The sequence below is a fragment of the Variovorax sp. dw_308 genome, from assembly GCF_019207085.1.
Classification (GTDB): Bacteria; Pseudomonadota; Gammaproteobacteria; order Burkholderiales; family Burkholderiaceae_C; genus Variovorax.
This window is the reverse complement of the sequence record NZ_JAATOM010000020.1, coordinates 88,725-106,700: the sequence shown is the minus strand read 5'-3', so window position 1 is coordinate 106,700 and position 17,976 is coordinate 88,725. Positions and strand designations below refer to the sequence as shown.

Annotated in this window: 18 protein-coding genes; 11 read left to right on the top strand and 7 right to left on the bottom strand. The window is 67.2% G+C overall.

What is annotated here, in order from left to right; genetic code table 11:
• Positions 1–16 precede the first annotated feature (16 nt).
• The 5 genes from HCU76_RS28140 to egtB all read right to left on the bottom strand — a co-directional run bounded on the left by HCU76_RS28140 (position 17) and on the right by egtB (position 4,039).
• Entirely contained in the window at positions 17–454 is a 438-nt protein-coding gene (locus HCU76_RS28140; protein ID WP_213958330.1) for a universal stress protein, read from the bottom strand.
• 151 nt (positions 455–605) lie between these two features.
• On the bottom strand, positions 606–1,349 hold the full coding sequence (locus HCU76_RS28135; RefSeq protein WP_213958331.1) for a 2OG-Fe dioxygenase family protein: 744 nt from the start codon (positions 1,347–1,349) through the stop codon (positions 606–608).
• A 41-nt stretch (positions 1,350–1,390) separates the two neighbouring features.
• The gene (locus HCU76_RS28130; protein WP_213958332.1) at positions 1,391–1,672 is read right to left on the bottom strand and encodes a DUF427 domain-containing protein; all 282 of its coding nucleotides are present in this window, start codon (positions 1,670–1,672) and stop codon (positions 1,391–1,393) included.
• A 126-nt stretch (positions 1,673–1,798) separates the two neighbouring features.
• The gene (egtD, locus tag HCU76_RS28125) at positions 1,799–2,782 is read right to left on the bottom strand and encodes an L-histidine N(alpha)-methyltransferase (protein WP_213958333.1); all 984 of its coding nucleotides are present in this window, start codon (positions 2,780–2,782) and stop codon (positions 1,799–1,801) included.
• A 3-nt stretch (positions 2,783–2,785) separates the two neighbouring features.
• Positions 2,786–4,039 carry an ergothioneine biosynthesis protein EgtB gene (gene egtB / locus HCU76_RS28120; protein WP_213958334.1) on the bottom strand — a complete coding sequence of 418 codons (1,254 nt, stop codon included), beginning with the start codon at positions 4,037–4,039 and terminating at the stop codon, positions 2,786–2,788.
• 168 nt (positions 4,040–4,207) lie between these two features.
• On the opposite strand from egtB, the gene HCU76_RS28115 reads away from it, so the two are divergent.
• Together HCU76_RS28115 and HCU76_RS28110 are read left to right on the top strand one after the other, a co-directional pair.
• Positions 4,208–5,569 (top strand): NAD(P)/FAD-dependent oxidoreductase, encoded by a 1,362-nt coding sequence (locus HCU76_RS28115; protein WP_213958335.1) that lies wholly within the window; start codon positions 4,208–4,210, stop codon positions 5,567–5,569.
• A 119-nt stretch (positions 5,570–5,688) separates the two neighbouring features.
• Positions 5,689–6,084: a hypothetical protein gene (locus tag HCU76_RS28110; protein ID WP_213958336.1), complete on the top strand. Its 396-nt coding sequence runs from the start codon at positions 5,689–5,691 to the stop codon at positions 6,082–6,084.
• Positions 6,085–6,187: 103 nt separating this feature from the next.
• Here HCU76_RS28110 and HCU76_RS28105 read toward each other — a convergent pair whose 3' ends face one another.
• Positions 6,188–7,885, bottom strand: a complete 1,698-nt coding sequence (locus tag HCU76_RS28105) for a long-chain fatty acid--CoA ligase (RefSeq protein WP_218511155.1) — start codon at positions 7,883–7,885, stop codon at positions 6,188–6,190.
• A 167-nt stretch (positions 7,886–8,052) separates the two neighbouring features.
• On the opposite strand from HCU76_RS28105, the gene HCU76_RS28100 reads away from it, so the two are divergent.
• A complete protein-coding gene (locus HCU76_RS28100; RefSeq protein ID WP_213958338.1) occupies positions 8,053–8,490 on the top strand; it encodes an OsmC family protein in 438 nt (145 codons plus the stop codon).
• Positions 8,491–8,748: 258 nt separating this feature from the next.
• On the top strand, positions 8,749–9,903 hold the full coding sequence (locus HCU76_RS28095) for an SGNH/GDSL hydrolase family protein (protein ID WP_213958339.1): 1,155 nt from the start codon (positions 8,749–8,751) through the stop codon (positions 9,901–9,903).
• 141 nt (positions 9,904–10,044) lie between these two features.
• On the opposite strand, the gene HCU76_RS28090 is transcribed toward HCU76_RS28095, so the two are convergent.
• Positions 10,045–10,890, bottom strand: a complete 846-nt coding sequence (locus HCU76_RS28090; RefSeq protein ID WP_345944773.1) for an isocitrate lyase/phosphoenolpyruvate mutase family protein — start codon at positions 10,888–10,890, stop codon at positions 10,045–10,047.
• Between the two features lie 130 nt (positions 10,891–11,020).
• On the opposite strand from HCU76_RS28090, the gene HCU76_RS28085 reads away from it, so the two are divergent.
• The 7 genes from HCU76_RS28085 (at position 11,021) to HCU76_RS28055 (ending at position 17,941) form a co-directional block, all read left to right on the top strand.
• On the top strand, positions 11,021–11,572 hold the full coding sequence (locus HCU76_RS28085; RefSeq protein ID WP_256354522.1) for a DUF1439 domain-containing protein: 552 nt from the start codon (positions 11,021–11,023) through the stop codon (positions 11,570–11,572).
• Entirely contained in the window at positions 11,569–12,561 is a 993-nt protein-coding gene (locus HCU76_RS28080) for a glycerophosphodiester phosphodiesterase (protein ID WP_345944774.1), read from the top strand. The genes HCU76_RS28085 and HCU76_RS28080 overlap by 4 nt, the downstream gene beginning before the upstream one ends.
• A 188-nt stretch (positions 12,562–12,749) precedes the next feature.
• Positions 12,750–14,018 carry an extracellular solute-binding protein gene (locus tag HCU76_RS28075; protein ID WP_218511154.1) on the top strand — a complete coding sequence of 423 codons (1,269 nt, stop codon included), beginning with the start codon at positions 12,750–12,752 and terminating at the stop codon, positions 14,016–14,018.
• A gap of 114 nt (positions 14,019–14,132) precedes the next feature.
• Complete coding sequence (locus HCU76_RS28070) at positions 14,133–15,047, top strand: carbohydrate ABC transporter permease (protein ID WP_218511153.1); 915 nt, start codon at positions 14,133–14,135, stop codon at positions 15,045–15,047.
• Complete coding sequence (locus tag HCU76_RS28065; RefSeq protein ID WP_218511152.1) at positions 15,040–15,897, top strand: carbohydrate ABC transporter permease; 858 nt, start codon at positions 15,040–15,042, stop codon at positions 15,895–15,897. The genes HCU76_RS28070 and HCU76_RS28065 overlap by 8 nt, the downstream gene beginning before the upstream one ends.
• 280 nt (positions 15,898–16,177) lie before the next feature.
• Positions 16,178–17,275 (top strand): Gfo/Idh/MocA family protein, encoded by a 1,098-nt coding sequence (locus HCU76_RS28060; RefSeq protein WP_218511151.1) that lies wholly within the window; start codon positions 16,178–16,180, stop codon positions 17,273–17,275.
• 24 nt (positions 17,276–17,299) lie between these two features.
• Positions 17,300–17,941, top strand: coding sequence for a ThuA domain-containing protein (locus tag HCU76_RS28055; RefSeq protein WP_218511150.1), 642 nt, complete (start codon positions 17,300–17,302; stop codon positions 17,939–17,941).
• The last annotated feature ends 35 nt before the right edge of the window (positions 17,942–17,976 follow it).

Genomic DNA, 17,976 nt, shown 5'->3' with positions numbered 1-17,976 from the left:
CGCCTCGGGGTATGGGTCAGGTCTTGACGACGAGCACCGGCATGTGCGCGTCTTGCAGCACGCGCTGCGTCACGCTGCCGAGCAGCAGCTTCTCGATGCCCGAGCGCCCGTGCGAACCCATCACGATCAGGTCGGCGCCGATGGCATGGGCCGTGTCGGTGATTCCTTCATGCACCACGTGGCCGTCGATGACGCGCTGGTCGCTGTGCAGGCCCTCGGCCGCGAGCGCGGCCACGCCGCGCGCGAGCGCCGCATTGGCGCTGGTGGTGGCCGCGGCAAGGTATTCGTTCTGGCCCAACGCATAGTCCGCGCCGACGCCGATGAAGGGGTAGTTGTCGATCACGTGGATCAGCGTGATGCGGCTGCCGAACGCCAACGCAAGCGCGCTGGCCTTGCTGACCGCGGTCATCGAAGTCTCGGAGCCGTCGATCGGAACCATGATGTGATTGAACATGACCACCTCTCCTTCTTGCATGCGGTGCGCAGATCAATTTAACGTGCAGCGGGCACGGTGAATGTAGGACCGCAACAGCAAGCCCACAAGCCCGGCCAACCCTCGGGCGCGCACTTTGGCGGCCCACGCAAGTCGCGGGCCATGCAGGATGTCAGCTGTCGTCGCCCTGGAAGGCGCCGGCCCTGCAGGTGACGACAAGGGTGTCGCGCCAGCCGCCATGGTTCTCGTTCCAGGGCTGGATCGGGGTGGACTCGTGGATGACGCGGGCATCGTCGAGCAGCAACAGGCTCCAAGGCTGGGTCATCGTGAAACGCTCGCCGCGCCGGCCGTTGGCCTCGAAAACACGCGTCTCGCCACCCTTGACGTTGTGCCTGCCGACCAGCGCCACCGCCACCAGGTCGACGCCGTCGCGGTGCGCGCCCTCGGGCGTGGGCCGCCCGATGCCGCCCGCGGTGTCGATGCGGAACTGGTGCGCCTCCACGAACCAGGTCCGCGCACCGCGCAAGGTGCTGGCGGCATGCGCCAGGCTCAGCATCAGTTGCTGCCACGCCGGCTGCACCAGCGTGTGCGCCTCCATCGGCGCGAACCAGCGCTGCATGCCGCCATGCAGCGCGTTGTATTCCACCGGCTGCCAATGGGCGCGGTGCGGCACCAGGTGAAGCACATCGCTGGCCACTGTGAAGCAGGCGTGGCGGCGCTGCCGGTAACGGCCGCCGTCCTTCAGGTAGTCGTCAGGCGGCAGGGTGTCCCAGTCCGGATGCATCGCGTCGAGTTCGTCGAGCGAATGCCCGATCCATTCGGCCACGGCATCCGGGTCCAGCACGGCATAGCCGTCTTCGCGCAGCGCGGTGTCGAGCTGGGCGGGCGAGCAGAAGCGCGGTGCGAACTCCGTCATGGGCGTGCAACCCCGCGCCCTGCACTGTCGTGGGCGCGCATCTACGCCGAGACCTTCACGCCCTTCCAGAACGCCACGCGGTCACGAACTTCTTCGGCCTCGGGCTTCGGGTCGGCGTAGTACCAGGCGGCGTCGGCGTTGAGTTCGCCGTTGACGAGCAGCGAGTAGTAGTTGGCCGAGCCCTTCCAGGGACAGGTGGTCCGGTGGTTGCTGAAGGTGACGAAATCGCGATTCAGCGACGTGATCGGGAAGTAGTGGTTGCCCTCGACCACGACGGTGTCGTCACTCTCGGCGATGGTGGCGCCGTTCCAGGTTGCTTTCATGTAGATGCCTTGCGACGGACTGCCTCTGGCGAGGCATGCGCCCCCTCGGGGGCAGCGATTGCACGCAGTGATGAGCGTGGGGGCGCCCATCTTATCCGGGCGCATCCCGCGCTGCGCGGGCAGCGCCTATTGCGCCGTCGCGACGGGCAGCCAGTGCACGCTGAACAGGCGCTCCGCATCGGTCCACACCGGCCCGATGCCGAAGCCCGCCTTCACCGCCAGCGTGCGCAGCCCGTCGATGCTGAACTTGTGCGAGTTCTCGGTGTGGATGGTCTCGCCTTCGGCAAAGGTGAAGCGCTCGCCGAGCAGGTTCACCGCGTGCGCGCGCCTGCTCACCAGGTGCATCTCGACGCGCTGCAGCGGCGCGTTGTAGAAGGCCGCGTGGGTGAAGTTGCCGGGGTGGAAGTCGGCCCCCAGCTCGGCGTTGGCGCGGTGCAGCAGGTTGACGTTGAAGGCCGCGGTCACACCCTGCGCATCGTTGTAGGCCTCGTGCAGCAGCGCTGGGTCCTTGATCAGGTCCACGCCCAGCAGCAGGCCGCCGCCGCGCAGCATGCGCGCGGCGCTCTGCAGGAAGGCGAGCGCTTCCTCGGGGCTGAAGTTGCCGAGCGTCGAGCCGGGGAAGAAGCCGACGCGGCGGCCACCGTCCATCGCCGGCGCGGGCAGCGCGAAGCGGCGCGTGTAGTCGGCCACGACGGGGACGACTTCCAGGCCCGGGTAGTCGGCGCGCAGGCGCGCCACCGCGCCTTCGAGATGCTCGCCCGAGATGTCGATGGGCAGGTAGCGCCTGGGCGTTTCCAGCGCGTCGAGCAGCAGGCGCACCTTGGTCAGCGACCCCGCGCCGAACTCGACGATCTCCGCCGCCGGCCCGATGTGGTTGGCGATCTCCGCGGCCCGGTCCGTGAGGATGCGCAGCTCGGTGCGCGTCGGGTAGTACTCCGGCAGCGCGCAGATGCGGTCGAACAGCGCCGAACCGGTCCCGTCGTAGAAGTACTTCGGCGGAATGCTGCGCGGCCTGCCGGCCAATCCCCTGAGCATGTCCTGCGCAAAGTCGGAAAGCGGCTGCTCCTGCAGGGCCGGCAGCGAGTCGAGGTCGAAGGATGGATTTCGCATGTCTCAATGCCCCCGCGCGAGCCGCAGCCCGGTGAACTGCCAGCGCGCGGCCGGCGGGAAGAAGTTGCGATAGGTCGCGCGCGCATGCCCGTCCGGCGTGGCCGAACTGCCGCCGCGCAACACCAGTTGCCCGACCATGAACTTGCCGTTGTATTCGGCCGCGATGCCGGGCAGCGGACGGAAGCCGGGGTAGGGGTCGTAGGAGGAACGTGTCCACTGCCAGACATGCCCGGTGAGCTGCCGCATGCCGGGCAGGGTGCTCGCGGCTTCCCATTCGAACTCGGTCGGCAGCCGCGCGCCGGCCCATTCGGCATATGCGGCGGCTTCGTAGAAGCTCAGTTGCGCCACCGGGGCCTCGGGCTCCAGGGGGCGCAGGCCGTGCACGCCGAAGACATGCCAGCCCGCCGCATTGCCGCCACCGTGCAGCGCCATGCGCGGGTCATCCGGCGGCAGCCAGTACGCCGGGCAGCGCCAGGCCTGCGCCTGCACCGCAGCCCAGCCATCGGAGAGCCACAGCTCGGGCCGCTGGTAGCCGCCGTCGGCAATGAACTGGGCATAGTCGCCGCAGGTCACCAGCCGGTCGGCCATCTCGAAAGGCCGCAGCAGCACCTGGTGGCGAGGCGTCTCGTTGTCGAAGGAGAAGCCCTCGCCTCCGTGGCCCACTTCGACCAGGCCGCCTGCATGCCGCAGCCAGCGCACCGGCGCCGGCACGGCCGCCAGCCTCAGCGCGGGGCCGGATGCAGGCCGGTAAGCCGGCAACATCGGGTTGCACGACAACGCATGGAGGATGTCGGTCACCAGCAGCTCCTGATGCTGCTGTTCATGCTGCAGTCCCAGCGTGACGATCGCCTCGACATCCGGCCAGGCCTGGCCGCCCGGCTGTCTCAGCAGCGCATCCACGGCCTCGTCCACATGCGCGCGATAGCCGCGCACTTCCTCGACGGAAGGCCGAGTCAGCAAGCCTCGCTGCGGCCTTGGATGGCGAGGGCCGAGGGCCTCGTAGTAGGAGTTGAAAAGGTAATGAAAGCGGGTGTCGAAAGGACGATAGCCGACGGCATGCGGCTGCAGCAGCACGGTCTCGAAGAACCAGGTGGTGTGGGCCAGGTGCCATTTGGTCGGACTCGCGTCCGGCATCGACTGGATGCACTGGTCCTCGGGCGACAACGGCGCAGCCAGGGCGAGGCTGTGGGCACGCACGGCGCGGTACTGCTGGCGCAGGGTGTGTGCCGCCTGCGCAAGCGGCTTGTCCGGATTCATGCGGTCTCCGATCGCGGGCAAAGCGTGTTTGTAGCCGATTGGGTTGATCGATGCGCGTAGGACGAATTCGCGCAGGCGCCGGGCGGTGGTCAAACCTTTGGGCTACGTCGGGCAAATCGGCCCTGTAACCGATGGTGAATCCCCAGTGGCGACATGGATAATCCGCCGATGAGCACCCTGCCCTCCCCCACTGCGCGTCCTCACATCGTCATCATCGGCTGCGGCTTCGGCGGGCTGGAAGCGACACGGGCGCTGCAGCGGGCGGATGTCGACATCACCGTCATCGAGCGCACCAACCACCACCTGTTCCAGCCACTGCTCTACCAGGTGGCCACGGCCGGCCTGGCGGCACCCTCGATCTCGGCGCCGTCGCGCAGCCTGTTCCGCAACCAACGGAACATCACGACGCTGATGGCCGAAGTCAGCGGCTTTGCGCCGGCCACGCGCGAGGTGATCCTGGCCGATGGCCAGCGCATCGGCTATGACCATCTGGTGGTGGCTGCGGGCACCACGCACAGCTACTTCGGCCACGACGACTGGGCGGCCCATGCACCGGGCCTGAAGACGCTGGCGGACGCATTCACCGTGCGCGGCAAGGTGCTCTTTGCCTTCGAGGCGGCGGAGCGGGAGTCCGATCCGGCAAAGCGCCGCGCCATGCTCACCTTCTGCGTGATCGGGGCGGGCCCGACCGGCGTCGAGATGGCCGGCACGATGGTCGAGATCGCGCGACACACCCTGAAAGGCGAGTTCCGCCACATCGATCCGGCCGAATCGCGGGTGCTGCTGATCGAGGGCGGCTCGCGCGTGCTGCAAGCCATGCCGGCAAGCCTGAGCCAGAAGGCGCAGGCGCATCTGGAGGATCTGGGCGTGGAGGTGCAATTGAACGCCAAGGTCACCGCCATCGACGCCGAGGGCCTGAGCTTCCAGACGGGTGGCGGCGCGGACGGCGCGGCACCCAGCGTGCAAAGGATCGACAGCCACTGCGTGGTGTGGGCCGCGGGCGTGACCGGGTCGCCGCTGGGACGCATCCTGGGTGAGTCTCTGGGCATGAGCGTCGACCGTGCGGGCCGCCTCAAGGTCGAGCCCGACCTGGCCCTCGCCGGCCACCCCGAGATCAGCGTGGTGGGCGACCTGGCCGCCGCCATGAGCTACCCCAAGGGCAAGGAGCCCAAGCCGGTGCCCGGCGTGTCGCCCGGGGCCAAGCAGATGGGCCGCACCGCTGCCGCCAACATCCTGCGGCGGCTCAAGGGCCAGCCGACCGAGCAGTTCCGCTACGCCGACTACGGCAACCTGGCCACCATCGGCCGCAACGCCGCGGTGGTCGACCTGAGCACCCCCTTCGGCCCGCTGCGTTTCAGCGGCCGCATGGCCTGGCTGTTCTGGCTGTTCGCGCACGTGTACTTCCTGATCGGTTTTCGCAACCGGCTGATCGTGCTGATGGACTGGGCCAGCGCCTATGGCACCTACCAGCGCAGTGCGCGGGTGGTGCCCGAGACGCTGCCGGAGCACCGGCCGAAAGACCACGCCTGAGGCGCCGGGGGCGATTCGCGCCCAGGCGCACCGCATCGCCCTCCCGGAGATTTTTCCTTCGCAAGCACGGACATTTCCGCGATGCGCCATGCCGGGTTCCTGCATCGGAAGACGCACGGATGGCGCCCAATCCAGGTTCGCTGGGTCAGTCGAGCCAAGACATCGACCTGAGCACTTCAGCCCGCCTCGGGCGGGTCGTCTTTTTCAGGGAAATTCAAATGAACGACGTTATCGATCAAAAGGGTCAAAAGGACCAGGGCACCACCGCCCTGTTCGACACCGCACTGGCCCTCATCGGGGCATGGATTGAGATCCTGCAGGCCGAGATCCGCTCGCACTGCACTTCCGCCCGCCCGCTGAGCAAGCAGATCCACCCGCTGACGCGAAAGGTTGCCGAGGCCGTCACCGTGGGCCGCAAGCTGCGCCGCAACGACCTCGCCGCCATTACCGCAACGATCGACTTCTATACCTCGCTGATCGAGGCGCGCCGGCAGGAGGAATCACATGCTGCCTGAGGATCCGCTGCTGTTGATCGGCTTCCAGATCTTCATCGGCCTGTGGACCGCGCTGGGGTTGGCGGTCGCGCACCTGGGGTGAGCACGGCCACCTGCCTGCCGCTCACCCCTTCGCCGTCGCCTCCGCCTCCTGCAGCAGCCGCCACATCACCTTGCCGCTCCCGCTCTTCGGCAGCGCATCGACGAACTGCACCTTGCGCGGGATCTTGTAGACCGCCATGTTCTCGCGGCACCAGTCGATGATCTCCTGCTCGGTGGTGTCCTGGTGCGTGGCGCGCAGCACGATCACGGCCTTGACCGATTCGCCGCGGTAGTCGTCCTTCGTGGCGATGACGCAGGCTTCCTGGATCGCGGGGTGCTTGAACATCAGCAGTTCCACCTCGGCCGGCCAGACCTTGAAGCCGCTCGCATTGATCATGCGCTTGAGCCGGTCGGTCATGAAGAAGTAGCCGTCCTCGTCCATGCGGCCCATGTCGCCGGTGCGGAAGAAGCGCTTGCCCTCGAATTCGACAAAAGCGGCGGCGGTCGCGTCCGGGCGCTTCCAGTAGCCCTGGAACACCTCGGGGCCGTGCGTGATGATCTCGCCCGATTCACCGACCGTTAGCTCCTGCAAGGTCTCCGGGTCGACCACGCGCGAGTCGGTGCTCATGTACGGGATGCCCAGGCATTGCTGCTTCGGGTTCTCGAACGGATTGGCATGCGAGGGCGCGGCGGTCTCGGTAAGGCCGTAGCCTTCCTGGTACTTGAGGCCGTAGGAATCCAGCAGGCGCTGCGCAATGGCCTGCGGCATGGCCGCGCCGCCACCGCCGATGTAGACGAGGCTGCTCAGGTCGTAGTTGGCGAAGTTGGGGCTGGCCAGCAGGTCGATGACCATGGTGGGGATATTGGTCCAGCTCGTGACCTTCCAGCGCGATATCAGGCGGCCGGCCACGTCGCGGTCCCAGCGCGGCATGATGACCATGGTGCCGCCGAACACGATGGTCGTGTGCATCAGGCTCACGGTGCCGGTGATGTGGAACATCGGCACCACGGCCAGCATCACGCCTTCCGACGAACCCAGGCCCCAGAGCTGGCTGGCGAAGGCGTTGTGGTTGAGGCTCGAATGGTTGTGGATGCAGCCCTTGGGCAGGCCGGTGGTGCCGCTGGTGTAGGGCAGCAGCGCCATGTCGTTGGCGCCCACCACGTGTTCAGGGGGCGTGTGGCCTGCATTCAAGGCGTCGGTCCAGTGCATCGCCTGGCCGCCGGCCAGCGCGGGCAGCGGGTGGCGCGTGAGCAGCCAGTCGCGCCAAGCCGCTGCCGGCGCCTCGTCGCCCGACACGTCGGTATCGAAGGTATCGGTGAACTGGGTCACGATCAGGTGGGCCAGCCGCTGATCCGCGGGCAGCGCGTCGCTGGCCTTGGCCAGTTCGGCTGCGAGGTCGCCGGTGGTGATCGCGACCTTGGCATCGGGGTCGACGATGTAGTGCTTCAGTTCCTCGGCCCGGTTCATCGGGTTGACCGGCACCACCACCGCATTGGCCCGCAGGATCGCGAAGTGCGCGATCACCAGTTGCGGGCAGTTCTGCATGTCGAGCACCACGCGGTCGCCGCGCTTCACACCGAGAGCATGCAGCGTGCCGGCCAAGCGTTCGGTTTGCGCCAGGAAGTCGCTGTAGGTGATGACGCGGCCGAAGAACACCAGCGCGGGCTTGTCGGGGTAGCGCGCGGCGCTGGTGGCCAGGTTGTGCCAGAGCGAGGTGGCGGGGACGGTGATGGATTTGGGCAGGCGGGCAGGCCAGAACTTGTAATGCGGGCGGTTCATTGGGTCTCCAGAGTCATCCGAGCCTACGCGGCAGCGCAGCATATTCGAATACGGGAAGCCCCCAAGGCGTCACTTCGGCGACCCGGACGGGATGCGCCGCATGACTACAGACAAGCTCCCCGCAACGGCTTACAACCGCTGGTCGTTCAACCCACCGAGGAGTCGAGATGCCCGAAAAGCATGCAAGCGTTCACTGGGAAGGCGCCGGCAAGACCGGCAAGGGCCAGATCAGCACGGAGACCGGCGCACTCAAGGCCTACCCCTACGGCTTCGCCAGCCGCTTCGAGGACGACCGCAAGGGCACCAACCCCGAGGAGATCCTCGGCGCGGCGCACGCGGGCTGCTTCACGATGGCCTTTGCGTTCGCGCTGGAAGGCGCCGGACTCGCGGCCACCAGCATCGACACCAAGGCCGCCGTGCGGCTGGTGAAGGACGGCGACGGCTTCAAGATCGATCGCATCGCGCTGGAACTCGAGGCCGCGATTCCCGGCATCGACGAGGCCACCTTCCAGAAGATCGCGGCCGGGGCCAAGGCCGGGTGCCCGCTGTCGAAGGCGCTGGCGAGCGTGCCGGAGATCACGATGAAGGCGACGCTCAAGACCTGATGTATTTGCAGGGGTGGCGCACACGTCGCCCCGTTGCCCGAACCCTGTTCGCGGGGGTCGTCCGCCGTCGTGCTACCGCGCGGTATGTTGCTTGCAAACATCAACTACCGGCGCACTTCATCGGGGATTTCCCCCGGCCTCATTCGATCTGTCATTCCGGCGACCCGGCCGTTACTTGACGCACTTCAAGAATCGGAGCGGGGCATGGCGTGCGCGCCATCTCCTTCCCTCGATCGATTGAAACCCGGAGACAGACAGATGAAGAAGAGCAGCGTCAAAGCCTTTCGCTTGACCGCCATGTGCGTGGTGTTGGGCAGCGGCCTCGTGGCCTGCGGCGGCGGTGGTGGTGGTGGAGGCTACAGCCTGCCCATCGTGACCACTCCCCAGAAAGCCGACACGCCGCCACCCGACACGCGCGTGGCAATCGCGTCGGTCACCGTCTTCGGCGACAGCCTGAGCGACGTGGGCACCTACAAGGCCGCCACCGGCGACCCGGCCAACCCCGGCAAGTTCACGGTCAACCCCGGCAAGGTCTGGGTCGAGAACATCGCCGACTTCTTCGGCCTGGGCGTGACGCCGAACCGCTCGCTCACGCTGGACGAAACCGCCAGCGGCGTCAAGGGCGCCGGCGTGGGCACGGCCACCGTGATCGGCGGCAACGGCTATGCGGAAGGCGGCGCGCGCGTCGACGCGCTGCCGAGCGAAAGCGGCATCGGCAACAACCAGATCGTGGCGCCGATCTCGCGCCAGATCACCAGCTACCTGGCCAGCCATGCCAAGTTTCCGGCCAGCGAGCTGGTCGTCCTCGACGGCGGCGGCAACGACACCTATGCGCAGTTCAGCTCGGTGTGCTGGGGCACCGACGACAACGGTCCGGGCACCGGCAGCGGCAACGCGACCATCGCCGGCGCGACCAGCGAGATCATGACCGCCGCCTATTCACAGGTCGCCAACATCAAGCGCATCCATGACAACGGCGCGCCGGTGGTGCTGGTGGCGGCGGCCTCCGACTGGAGCGGCAACCCCTTCGGCGCGCACTACCTGAGCGATGCCTACCAGGCCACGGGCTGCTACACCAAGGTGCCTGCGTCGCAGATCACCGCCTGGACCAACCAGTTCAACGCCATCCTCAAGGCCGGCATCGCGGGCATGGGCAACGTGGTCTACATGGACGCGGCGGCCGACTTCGCGGATGCCGTAGCCAACCCGTCGAAGTACGGCTTCGTGAACGTCGACACGCCCGCCTGCACGGTCGCCAGCGCCGCCTTGTGCACCGCCGCCACGCTGCGCGCGCCCGATGCCGCGACGACCTACCTGTGGTCCGATGCGTTCCACCCGACGCCGCGCGGGCACCAGATCTTCTCGGACGCGGCGCTCAATGCGCTCAAGGCATCAACGAAGAAGTCGTCGTGACGGATTGGATTGACGCTTGCTCAGAAGGTGTGAAGATTTCGTAGCGCAGGGCGCCTGCCGGGAGGCCGGTTCGCGGAGCGGAGCCGTACTCCAGTACGGCGAGCACCGCAGACCCGAGATCGGTGGCCGCAGTAGAAATATTCACACCTTCTCGCGGAACAGGCCGTTGAGCTCCACGCCCGATGCCGCGTCCGCGAACCCATCGAACCTGCCGCGTTCCGCCAGCCCGCGGGCGGCGCGCATGAAGCCGCCCCAGGCCGCGCGCGCCAACGCGCCGCCGACACTCACGCGCCGCACGCCCAGCGCCGCGATGTCATGCATCGTCAGGTCGCTGGCCGAGCCGACCAGCAGGTTGACCGGCTTGGGCGACACGGCCGCGACCACGATCTCGATCTGCTCGCGCGTGCGGATGCCGGGCGCGTAGAGGCAGTCGGCGCCGGCTTCCGAGTAAGCCTTGAGCCGGACCACGGCATCGTCCAGGTCCGGCCGGCCGGCGAAGAAGTTCTCGGCGCGGCCAATCAGCAAGGTGTCGCCGCCGGCCTTGTCGATCGCATGGCGGGCCGCCCGGATGCGGGCCACCGCCACCTCGATGTCCAGCAGCGGTTCGGCCGGGTCGCCGGTCGAGTCCTCGATCGACAGGCCGGCCACGCCGGTCTCGATGGCCAGGCGCACGCTTTCCGCGATACCCTGCGGGTCGGGCGCGAAGCCGCTCTCGAAGTCCGCGTTCACCGGCAGGTCGGTGGCGGCCACCATCTCGCGCAGGTGGTCCAGCACCATCTCGCGCGACATGTCGCCATCGGCACGGCCGAGCGACCAGGCACAGCCGGAACTCGTCGTGGCCAGCGCCTTGAAGCCCAGCGCCTTGAGATAGCGTGCGCTGCCCACGTCCCACGGGTTTGGAATGACGAAGCAGCCGCTGGCGTGCAGTTGCCGAAAGGCGCGGCGCCGGGCCGCGATGTCGGAGGAGGAAGGGGTCACGTTTGTCACCTCTGTGGCGTTATCCGGGGCCCATCGTAGCGGGCGAATCCACCCATGGCGCGGAACGTTTGCGCTGTGGCAAGCTCGACCTGCCATGGCTCATCGATCACCCGTCCTGCCTTTTTCGAGGCGCAGCCTCATGCGCGGCGTCCTCCGCGGCCTGTTCGGCGCCGCACTGGCGCCCACGCCGCTCGCCGCTTTCGCGGGCTTCAATTTCTTCACCAGCGAATACACCGCGAGCCGGGCGGAGCTGGAGGCACAGATCGTCAAGCGCTTTCCCGTCCAGCAGCGCTATGCGGAGATCTTCGAAGTGCTGCTGCGCGATCCGCGGCTCGCGCTCGATGCCCGCAACAATCGCGCCGCCATCTCGGCCATCGTGGTCATCGGCAGCCCGTTGATGCAGCCGTCCGCGGTCGGCGGCATCGTGTCGGTCAGCAGCGCGTTGAAGTACGACCCTGCCGCGCTGGCATTGCGGCTCGACCAGCCGCGCGCCGATCGCATCGAGCTGCAAGGCCTCGGCGGGCGCGACGCCGCGCGGCTGCAGCAAGTCGGCGGCCTGGTCGCGCAGGAGTTGCTGCGCGACTACCCGTTGCACACCTTCAAGCGCGAGGAGCTGACCGTGGGCCGCAAGACCTACGAGATCGGCGCGATCACGGTGCTGGACGATGGCATCAAGGTGGAGCTCAAGTGAAGCCTGAAATGACGGCGGGCGTTCGGTGGATGCCGGTGCTGGCATGTGCATTGCTGGCTGCGTGCATCGTGCCACCGGCCTCGCCCCCGGCCGGCTTCGACCTGCAGGCTCATCGCGGAGGCCGCGGCCTCGCGCCCGAGAACACGCTGGCCGCATTCCGTAATGCCATGCGACTCGGCGTGACCACGCTCGAACTCGACATCGGCCTCACGGCCGACAACGTGGTCGTCATCTCGCACGACACCGCGCTCAACCCCGACCACACCCGCGACGCGCAGGGCGCATGGTTGCCGGCCGTCGGCCCGGCCATCCGCACGATGACGCTGGCGCAAGTGCAGGGCTACGACGTCGGAAGGCTGAATCCGGACAGCAGCTACGGCAAGCCCTTTGCCACCCAGCAGCCCAGCGATGGCGAACGCATCCCGACACTGGCCGCCCTCTTCTCCATGGCCCGCGAACGCGGCGACGAGCGAATCCGCTTCAACATCGAGACCAAGGTCGACCCCACACGGCCGGAAGACACCGCCGCGCCCGAGCCGATGCTGCGCGCCTTGCTCGCCGAGATCGACAAGGCCGGCATGGCCTCGCGCGTGACCATCCAGAGCTTCGACTGGCGCACGCTCGCCCTGGTCGGCCAGCTCGCGCCGGACCTGCCGCGCGCCTACCTGAGCACCGCGCGAACCCTGCGCGACAGCCGCTGGACGCTCGGCCTCGATGCCGCCAGCTTCGGCTCCACGCCCTTGCTGGTGCAGGCCGCGTCCGCGGGCGGCAAGGCGCCGGTGATCTGGTCACCCGCTTTCAACGACCTGACTTCCGCGCAAGTACGGCAGGCCCACGCCCTGCGGATGACCGTGCTCCCCTGGACGGTGAACCAGCGCGCCGACATGCTGCGGCTGCTGGACATGGGCGTGGACGGCATCATCACGGACTTCCCGGATGTGCTGGCCGACGTGCTGCGCGAACGCGGCGCCGCGCGTTCGCCAGGCTGACGCGTTCCGTCCACGCAAGCCGCGCGCGGCGCATCCGTCTCACTGGTGGAACTCCCTACTGACGCCATGCGGCATCAGACACATCATCAATTCATACGACCTTGCAATCAAACGCATGACTGCGTTGGACCGCCTTGTTCTGCGCTTTATTGCAAGGTCGTATCACACCACCCCTATAGGGAGCCCCAGTGAAACTTGCAACGTTCCTGTCCCCGGCCGTCTTCGCCGCGACCGCACTGGCCGCGTTCAGCGCCATCGCCGCCGACGTCAACGTCCGCCTCATGCACGTCGACCAGAACCCCGACGTCACGACCTTCTACAACGACGTCGCGCGCCGCTTCGAGGCCACGCACCCCGGCGTGAAGGTGGAGATCCAGTACCTCGAGAACGAGTCGTACAAGAAGAAGCTCACCACGCTGCTGCAATCGCCGGACAAGCCGAACATCCTCTACAGCTGGGGTGGCGGCGTGCTGCGCGAGCAGGTCAGGGCCGGTGTCGTCGAAGACCTGACGACGCCGATGAACAGCGGCTGGAAAGACACGTTGATGGCCGCCTCGGTGCCGCCCTACGCGATCGACGGCAAGGTCTGGGGCGTGCCCTTCCAGACCTCGCAGGTCGGCTTCTTCTACAACAAGGACCTGTTCGCCAAGGCCGGCGTCGACGCCGCCTCCATCAAGACCTGGGACGACCTGCTCGGCGCGGTGAAGAAGTTCCAGGCCGCGGGCATCACGCCGATCATCGCGGGCGGCGGCGACAAGTGGCCCCTGCATTTCTACTGGTCGCACCTGGCCATCCGCATCGGCGGCAAGCCGGCCTTCGACGCCGCCCTGCGCAACGAGGGCAAGGGCTTCGCGTCCGAGACCTTCGTCAAGGCCGGCGAGATGTTCAAGCAACTGGCCGACCTCAAGCCCTTCCAGCCCGGCTACCTCGGCGCCACCTTCCCGCAATCGTCCGGCCAGTTCGGCGACGGCAAGGGCGCGATGGTGCTGATGCTCAACGGCATGCTCGGCTCGATGAAGGCCAACTCGGCCGACAAGGCCGGCATCCCCGACGACAAGCTCGGCTGGATGCCGTTCCCGACCGTGGCCGGCGGCAAGGGTGACCCGAGCGACACCCTCGGCGGCATGAATGGCTGGCTGGTCACCAAGGGCTCGCCACCCGCGACCGTCGAATTCCTGCGCTTCTTCATGGACGCCAGCAACCAGAAGATCGCGGCCGAGAAGGGCCTCTACATCCCGGTGGTAAACGGCACGCAGGAATCGATCAAGCGCCCGGTGCTGCGCCAGCTGGCGGAGAACGTGTCGAAGTCGAAGTACCACCAGATCTACTACGACCAGATGCTCGGCCCGTCGGTGGGCGCCGTCGTGAATGACGTCTCGGCCGACCTCGCGTCGGGCCGCACCACACCTGCGGATGCTGCAAACGCAGTACAGCAGGCCTGGAAGCTGGCCAACTGATACGACCTCGCAATCAAACGCATCACTGCGTTGGATCGCCTTGCCGTGCTACAGCACTGTCTGCGGCGCTCCGCCTTGTCCTGCGCTTGATTGCAAGGTCGTATGAGCCCCCGCTTGAACACCGAGCCGCGGTCGACGCCGTGGGGCCGGCTGCGCATGGCCCACGGCGCGCGCGCCTCGGCCACCGTCGTGCTGTTCTTCCTGCCGCCGGCGCTGCTGCTGTTCACGCTGTTCGTGGCACTGCCGATGGGCGAGGCGGCGTGGTACAGCTTCTTCAACTGGAGCGGCTACGGCCCTCCAACCCAGTGGGTCGGCTGGCGCAACTTCCAGCTGCTGTTCCAGACGCCGGCCTTTCGCACGGCGCTGGGCAACAACCTGCTGATCATCGTCGCGTCGCTCGTCGTGCAGTTGCCGCTCGCGCTGGCGATGGCGGTGCTGCTGTCGGACAAGGTGCGCGGCACCACCACGTTCCGCCTCATCTTCTTCCTGCCCTACATCCTGGCCGAGGTCGCGGCCGGACTGATCTGGCGCTTCGTCTACGACGGGGACTACGGCTTCCTCGCCAGGATCTGGGGCATGTTCGGGGCCACGCCGCCCTACGTGCTGGCGGAGCCCGAACTCGCGATGTACGCGATCCTCGTCGTGGTGATCTGGAAGTACTTCGGCTTCCACATGATCCTCTACATCGCCGGCCTGCAGCAGATCGACCGCAACCTCAACGAAGCCGCGCGCATGGACGGCGCAAGCGACTGGCAGATCTTCTGGCGCATCACCCTGCCCTTGCTGGCGCCGACGATCCGGCTGTCGGTGTTCTTCGCGATCCTGGGCTCGATCCAGCTCTTCGACGTGATCATGCCGCTTACCAAGGGCGGCCCCTCCGACAGCACGCAGACCATGGTCACCTTCCTCTACACCTACGGCGTGACACGCATGCAGATCGGCTTTGGCAGCGCAGTGGGAGTGGTGCTGTTCTGCATCTGCGTGGTGTTCGCTTTCGGCTACAAGAAGACGTTGATGCGCAATGACTAGCAGATCCTTCGGCGACCCCTCGTCCATCACCGGCTCGATGTCGCCCCTGCTGCGCTATGCGGTGCTGTTCATCGTGGCGGCGATCGTGCTGGTGCCGCTGTTCGCGACCGCGCTGGGCGGCTTCAAGACACTGGGCGACCTGCGGGTGAACCCGTTCGGCCTGCCCGCGCACTGGGAGTGGAGCAACTACTGGGACATCCTGGGCGGCGGGCGCTACTGGCGCCTGATGCTCAACTCGCTGGTGATCGCGGTGCTGACGGTGGTGCTGACCGTCACCGTCTCCGCGATGGCCGCCTTCACCTTCGTGCACGTGCGCTTCTACGGCTCGGACTTTCTCTTCAACTACCTGCTGCTGGGCCTGATGTTCCCGGCGGCGACGGCGATCCTGCCGCTGTTCATCAAGATCCGCGACCTGGGCCTGCTCGACACCTACTGGGGCGTGGTGCTGCCGCAGGTGGCCTTCGGCCTGGCGACGAGCATCCTGCTGTTTCGCAACTACTTCAAGCAACTGCCGCCCGACCTGTTCGAGGCATCGCAGATCGACGGCTGCGGCTACTTCCGGTTCTTCTGGTACATCGTGCTGCCGCTGTCGCGGCCGATCCTGGCGACCGTCGCGGTGATCGTGTTCGTGCACAGCTGGAACGGCTACCTGCTGCCGCTGGTGGTGTTCAACCGCGACACCCTCTACACCTGGCCGCTCGGGATCATGGCCTACCAGGGCGAATACTCGACCGACTGGCACCTGGTGCTGGCCTTTATCACGCTGACGATCCTGCCCGCGGTGGTGATGTTCTTCGCGGCGCAGAAACACATCGTGGCGGGGCTGACCTCGGGTTCCGTCAAGGGATGAAACGATGCATGCGGCGCCCGCGCCTTACCGGATTCCCGGCCAGTGGGCGGGATCACGCCGACGGCGTACTCCACTCCGCGAATGTCCCCCGCCCTGCGGGCTCCTCCTTTATTTCGCTGCGTGGAGCACACCATCGACGTGATCTCGACGCGCAGTGGTTGGTCGGAGGGGAATACCCGCAGCCCTCGGCCCGCGCCGCTGCCTCGCTAGAGTTTCGTACGTCGCGGAAGCCGAACAGTCTCATGGCGCAGTGAATGACCCCTCAACGAAAGACACCTGAATGAGCAAAGTCGGCATCGGCATCATCGGCTGCGGCAACATCAGCGAGGCCTACCTCAAGGCGGCATCGACCTTTCCCATCCTCGACATCCGCGGACTGGCCGACTTGAACCCGCGGGCCGCGCAAGCGCGTGCGACGCAGTTCGGGCTGAGGGCCTGTTCCGTGGACGAGTTGCTGCGCGACCCCTCCATCGAGATCATCGTCAACCTCACCATCCCGGCGGCACACGTCGAGGTCGGGCTGCAGGTCCTGCGCGCCGGCAAGCATGTGCATTCGGAAAAGCCGCTGGGCCTCACCACAGCCCAGGCACGCACGCTGCTCGAAGAGGCCGACAAGCGCGGCCTGCGCGTCGGCTGCGCGCCCGACACCTTTCTCGGCGGCTCGCACCAGACCTGCCGCAAGCTCATCGACGAAGGCGCCATCGGCCAGCCGCTGGCAGGCAGCGCCTTCTTCATGTGCCCGGGCCATGAACGCTGGCATCCCAACCCGGCCTTCTACTACGCGGCCGGCGGCGGGCCGATGCTCGATATGGGGCCGTACTACATCACCGCGCTGGTGAACCTGATCGGGCCGGTGGCGCGCGTTTCAGGCGCGGTGGCGCGGGCGCGTTCGGAGCGCATCATTACCAGCGAGCCGCTGAAGGGCACGAAGATCCCGGTTGAGGTGGCCACGCACGTCGCCGGCACGATGGAGTTCGCCAGCGGCGCCCTGGTGTCGATTGCCACGAGCTTCGACGTGCCCCGGCATCGCCATTCGCACATCGAGCTGTACGGCACCGACGCCAGCCTGAGCGCCCCGGATCCCAACCGCTTCTTCGGCGCCATCGAGATCGCCCGCGCCGGCCTGGACTGGGTGCCGCAACCCACCGAACATCCCTACGCCACCGGCAACCACCGCATCATGGGCGCGGCCGACCTGGCGCATGCCATCCGCAACAACCGCCCGCACCGCGCGTCGGGCGCGCTCGCGCTGCATGTGCTCGAGGTGATGGAGGCCTTCCAGACATCGTCGGACAGCGGCCGCCACGTCACGATCGAGACGCGGCCGGAACGTCCGGCGATGCTGCCGACCCATCTGCCCCCGGGCGAACTCGACTGATCAACCCACGGAGAAATGCCAAAAATGCGTGAAGCACTCATCGTCTGGGGCGGCTGGGCCGGCCACGAGCCCGAACAATGCGCCGGCATCGTCGCCGGCATGCTGGCGTCGCACGACTTCAAGGTGCGCATCGAGACCACCACCCGGGCCTTCGCCGATCCGTCCATCGCCGACCTGAGCGTAATCGTGCCGATCTTCACCATGTCGAAGATCGAAAAGGACGAAGTCGCCAACCTGGCCCAGGCCGTGCGCAACGGCGTCGGCCTGGCGGGCTTCCACGGGGGCATGTGCGATGCCTTCCGCGACTCGGTCGACTACCAGTTCGTGACCGGCGGGCAGTGGGTCGCACACCCCGGCAACGTCATCGACTTCCGAGTCGACATCGCGCGGCCCGATGACCCGGTGATGGCCGGACTTGACGGCTTCGACTACCGCTCCGAGCAGTACTACATGCACGTCGATCCCTCGAACGAAGTGCTGGCGACGACCACCTTCAATGGCGAGCACGCGCCCTGGATCAAGGGCGTGGTGATGCCGGTGGTGTGGAAGCGCAAACACGGCCAAGGCCGCGTTTTCTACAGCGCGCTGGGGCACGTGTCGAAGGAGTTCGAGGTGCCGCAGATGCGCACGATCTTCGAGCGCGGATTGCTGTGGGCGGCGCGGTGACCACTCGGCTTTGAGAGGCCCCGGCGATTCGTGGC

What these genes read in the sequence shown, in the direction of transcription:
- HCU76_RS28110 (WP_213958336.1), top strand. Translation starts at nt 5,689, where the DNA reads ATGGCGCCCAATCCAGGTTCGCTGGGTCAGTCGAGCCAAGACATCGAC.
- HCU76_RS28085 (WP_256354522.1), top strand. Translation starts at nt 11,021, where the DNA reads ATGCGCGGCGTCCTCCGCGGCCTGTTCGGCGCCGCACTGGCGCCCACG.
- egtB (WP_213958334.1), bottom strand. Translation starts at nt 4,039, where the DNA reads ATGAATCCGGACAAGCCGCTTGCGCAGGCGGCACACACCCTGCGCCAG.
- HCU76_RS28095 (WP_213958339.1), top strand. Translation starts at nt 8,749, where the DNA reads ATGAAGAAGAGCAGCGTCAAAGCCTTTCGCTTGACCGCCATGTGCGTG.
- HCU76_RS28055 (WP_218511150.1), top strand. Translation starts at nt 17,300, where the DNA reads ATGCGTGAAGCACTCATCGTCTGGGGCGGCTGGGCCGGCCACGAGCCC.
- HCU76_RS28135 (WP_213958331.1), bottom strand. Translation starts at nt 1,349, where the DNA reads ATGACGGAGTTCGCACCGCGCTTCTGCTCGCCCGCCCAGCTCGACACC.
- HCU76_RS28115 (WP_213958335.1), top strand. Translation starts at nt 4,208, where the DNA reads ATGAGCACCCTGCCCTCCCCCACTGCGCGTCCTCACATCGTCATCATC.
- HCU76_RS28105 (WP_218511155.1), bottom strand. Translation starts at nt 7,885, where the DNA reads ATGAACCGCCCGCATTACAAGTTCTGGCCTGCCCGCCTGCCCAAATCC.
- HCU76_RS28130 (WP_213958332.1), bottom strand. Translation starts at nt 1,672, where the DNA reads ATGAAAGCAACCTGGAACGGCGCCACCATCGCCGAGAGTGACGACACC.
- HCU76_RS28060 (WP_218511151.1), top strand. Translation starts at nt 16,178, where the DNA reads ATGAGCAAAGTCGGCATCGGCATCATCGGCTGCGGCAACATCAGCGAG.
- egtD (WP_213958333.1), bottom strand. Translation starts at nt 2,782, where the DNA reads ATGCGAAATCCATCCTTCGACCTCGACTCGCTGCCGGCCCTGCAGGAG.
- HCU76_RS28065 (WP_218511152.1), top strand. Translation starts at nt 15,040, where the DNA reads ATGACTAGCAGATCCTTCGGCGACCCCTCGTCCATCACCGGCTCGATG.
- HCU76_RS28140 (WP_213958330.1), bottom strand. Translation starts at nt 454, where the DNA reads ATGTTCAATCACATCATGGTTCCGATCGACGGCTCCGAGACTTCGATG.
- HCU76_RS28100 (WP_213958338.1), top strand. Translation starts at nt 8,053, where the DNA reads ATGCCCGAAAAGCATGCAAGCGTTCACTGGGAAGGCGCCGGCAAGACC.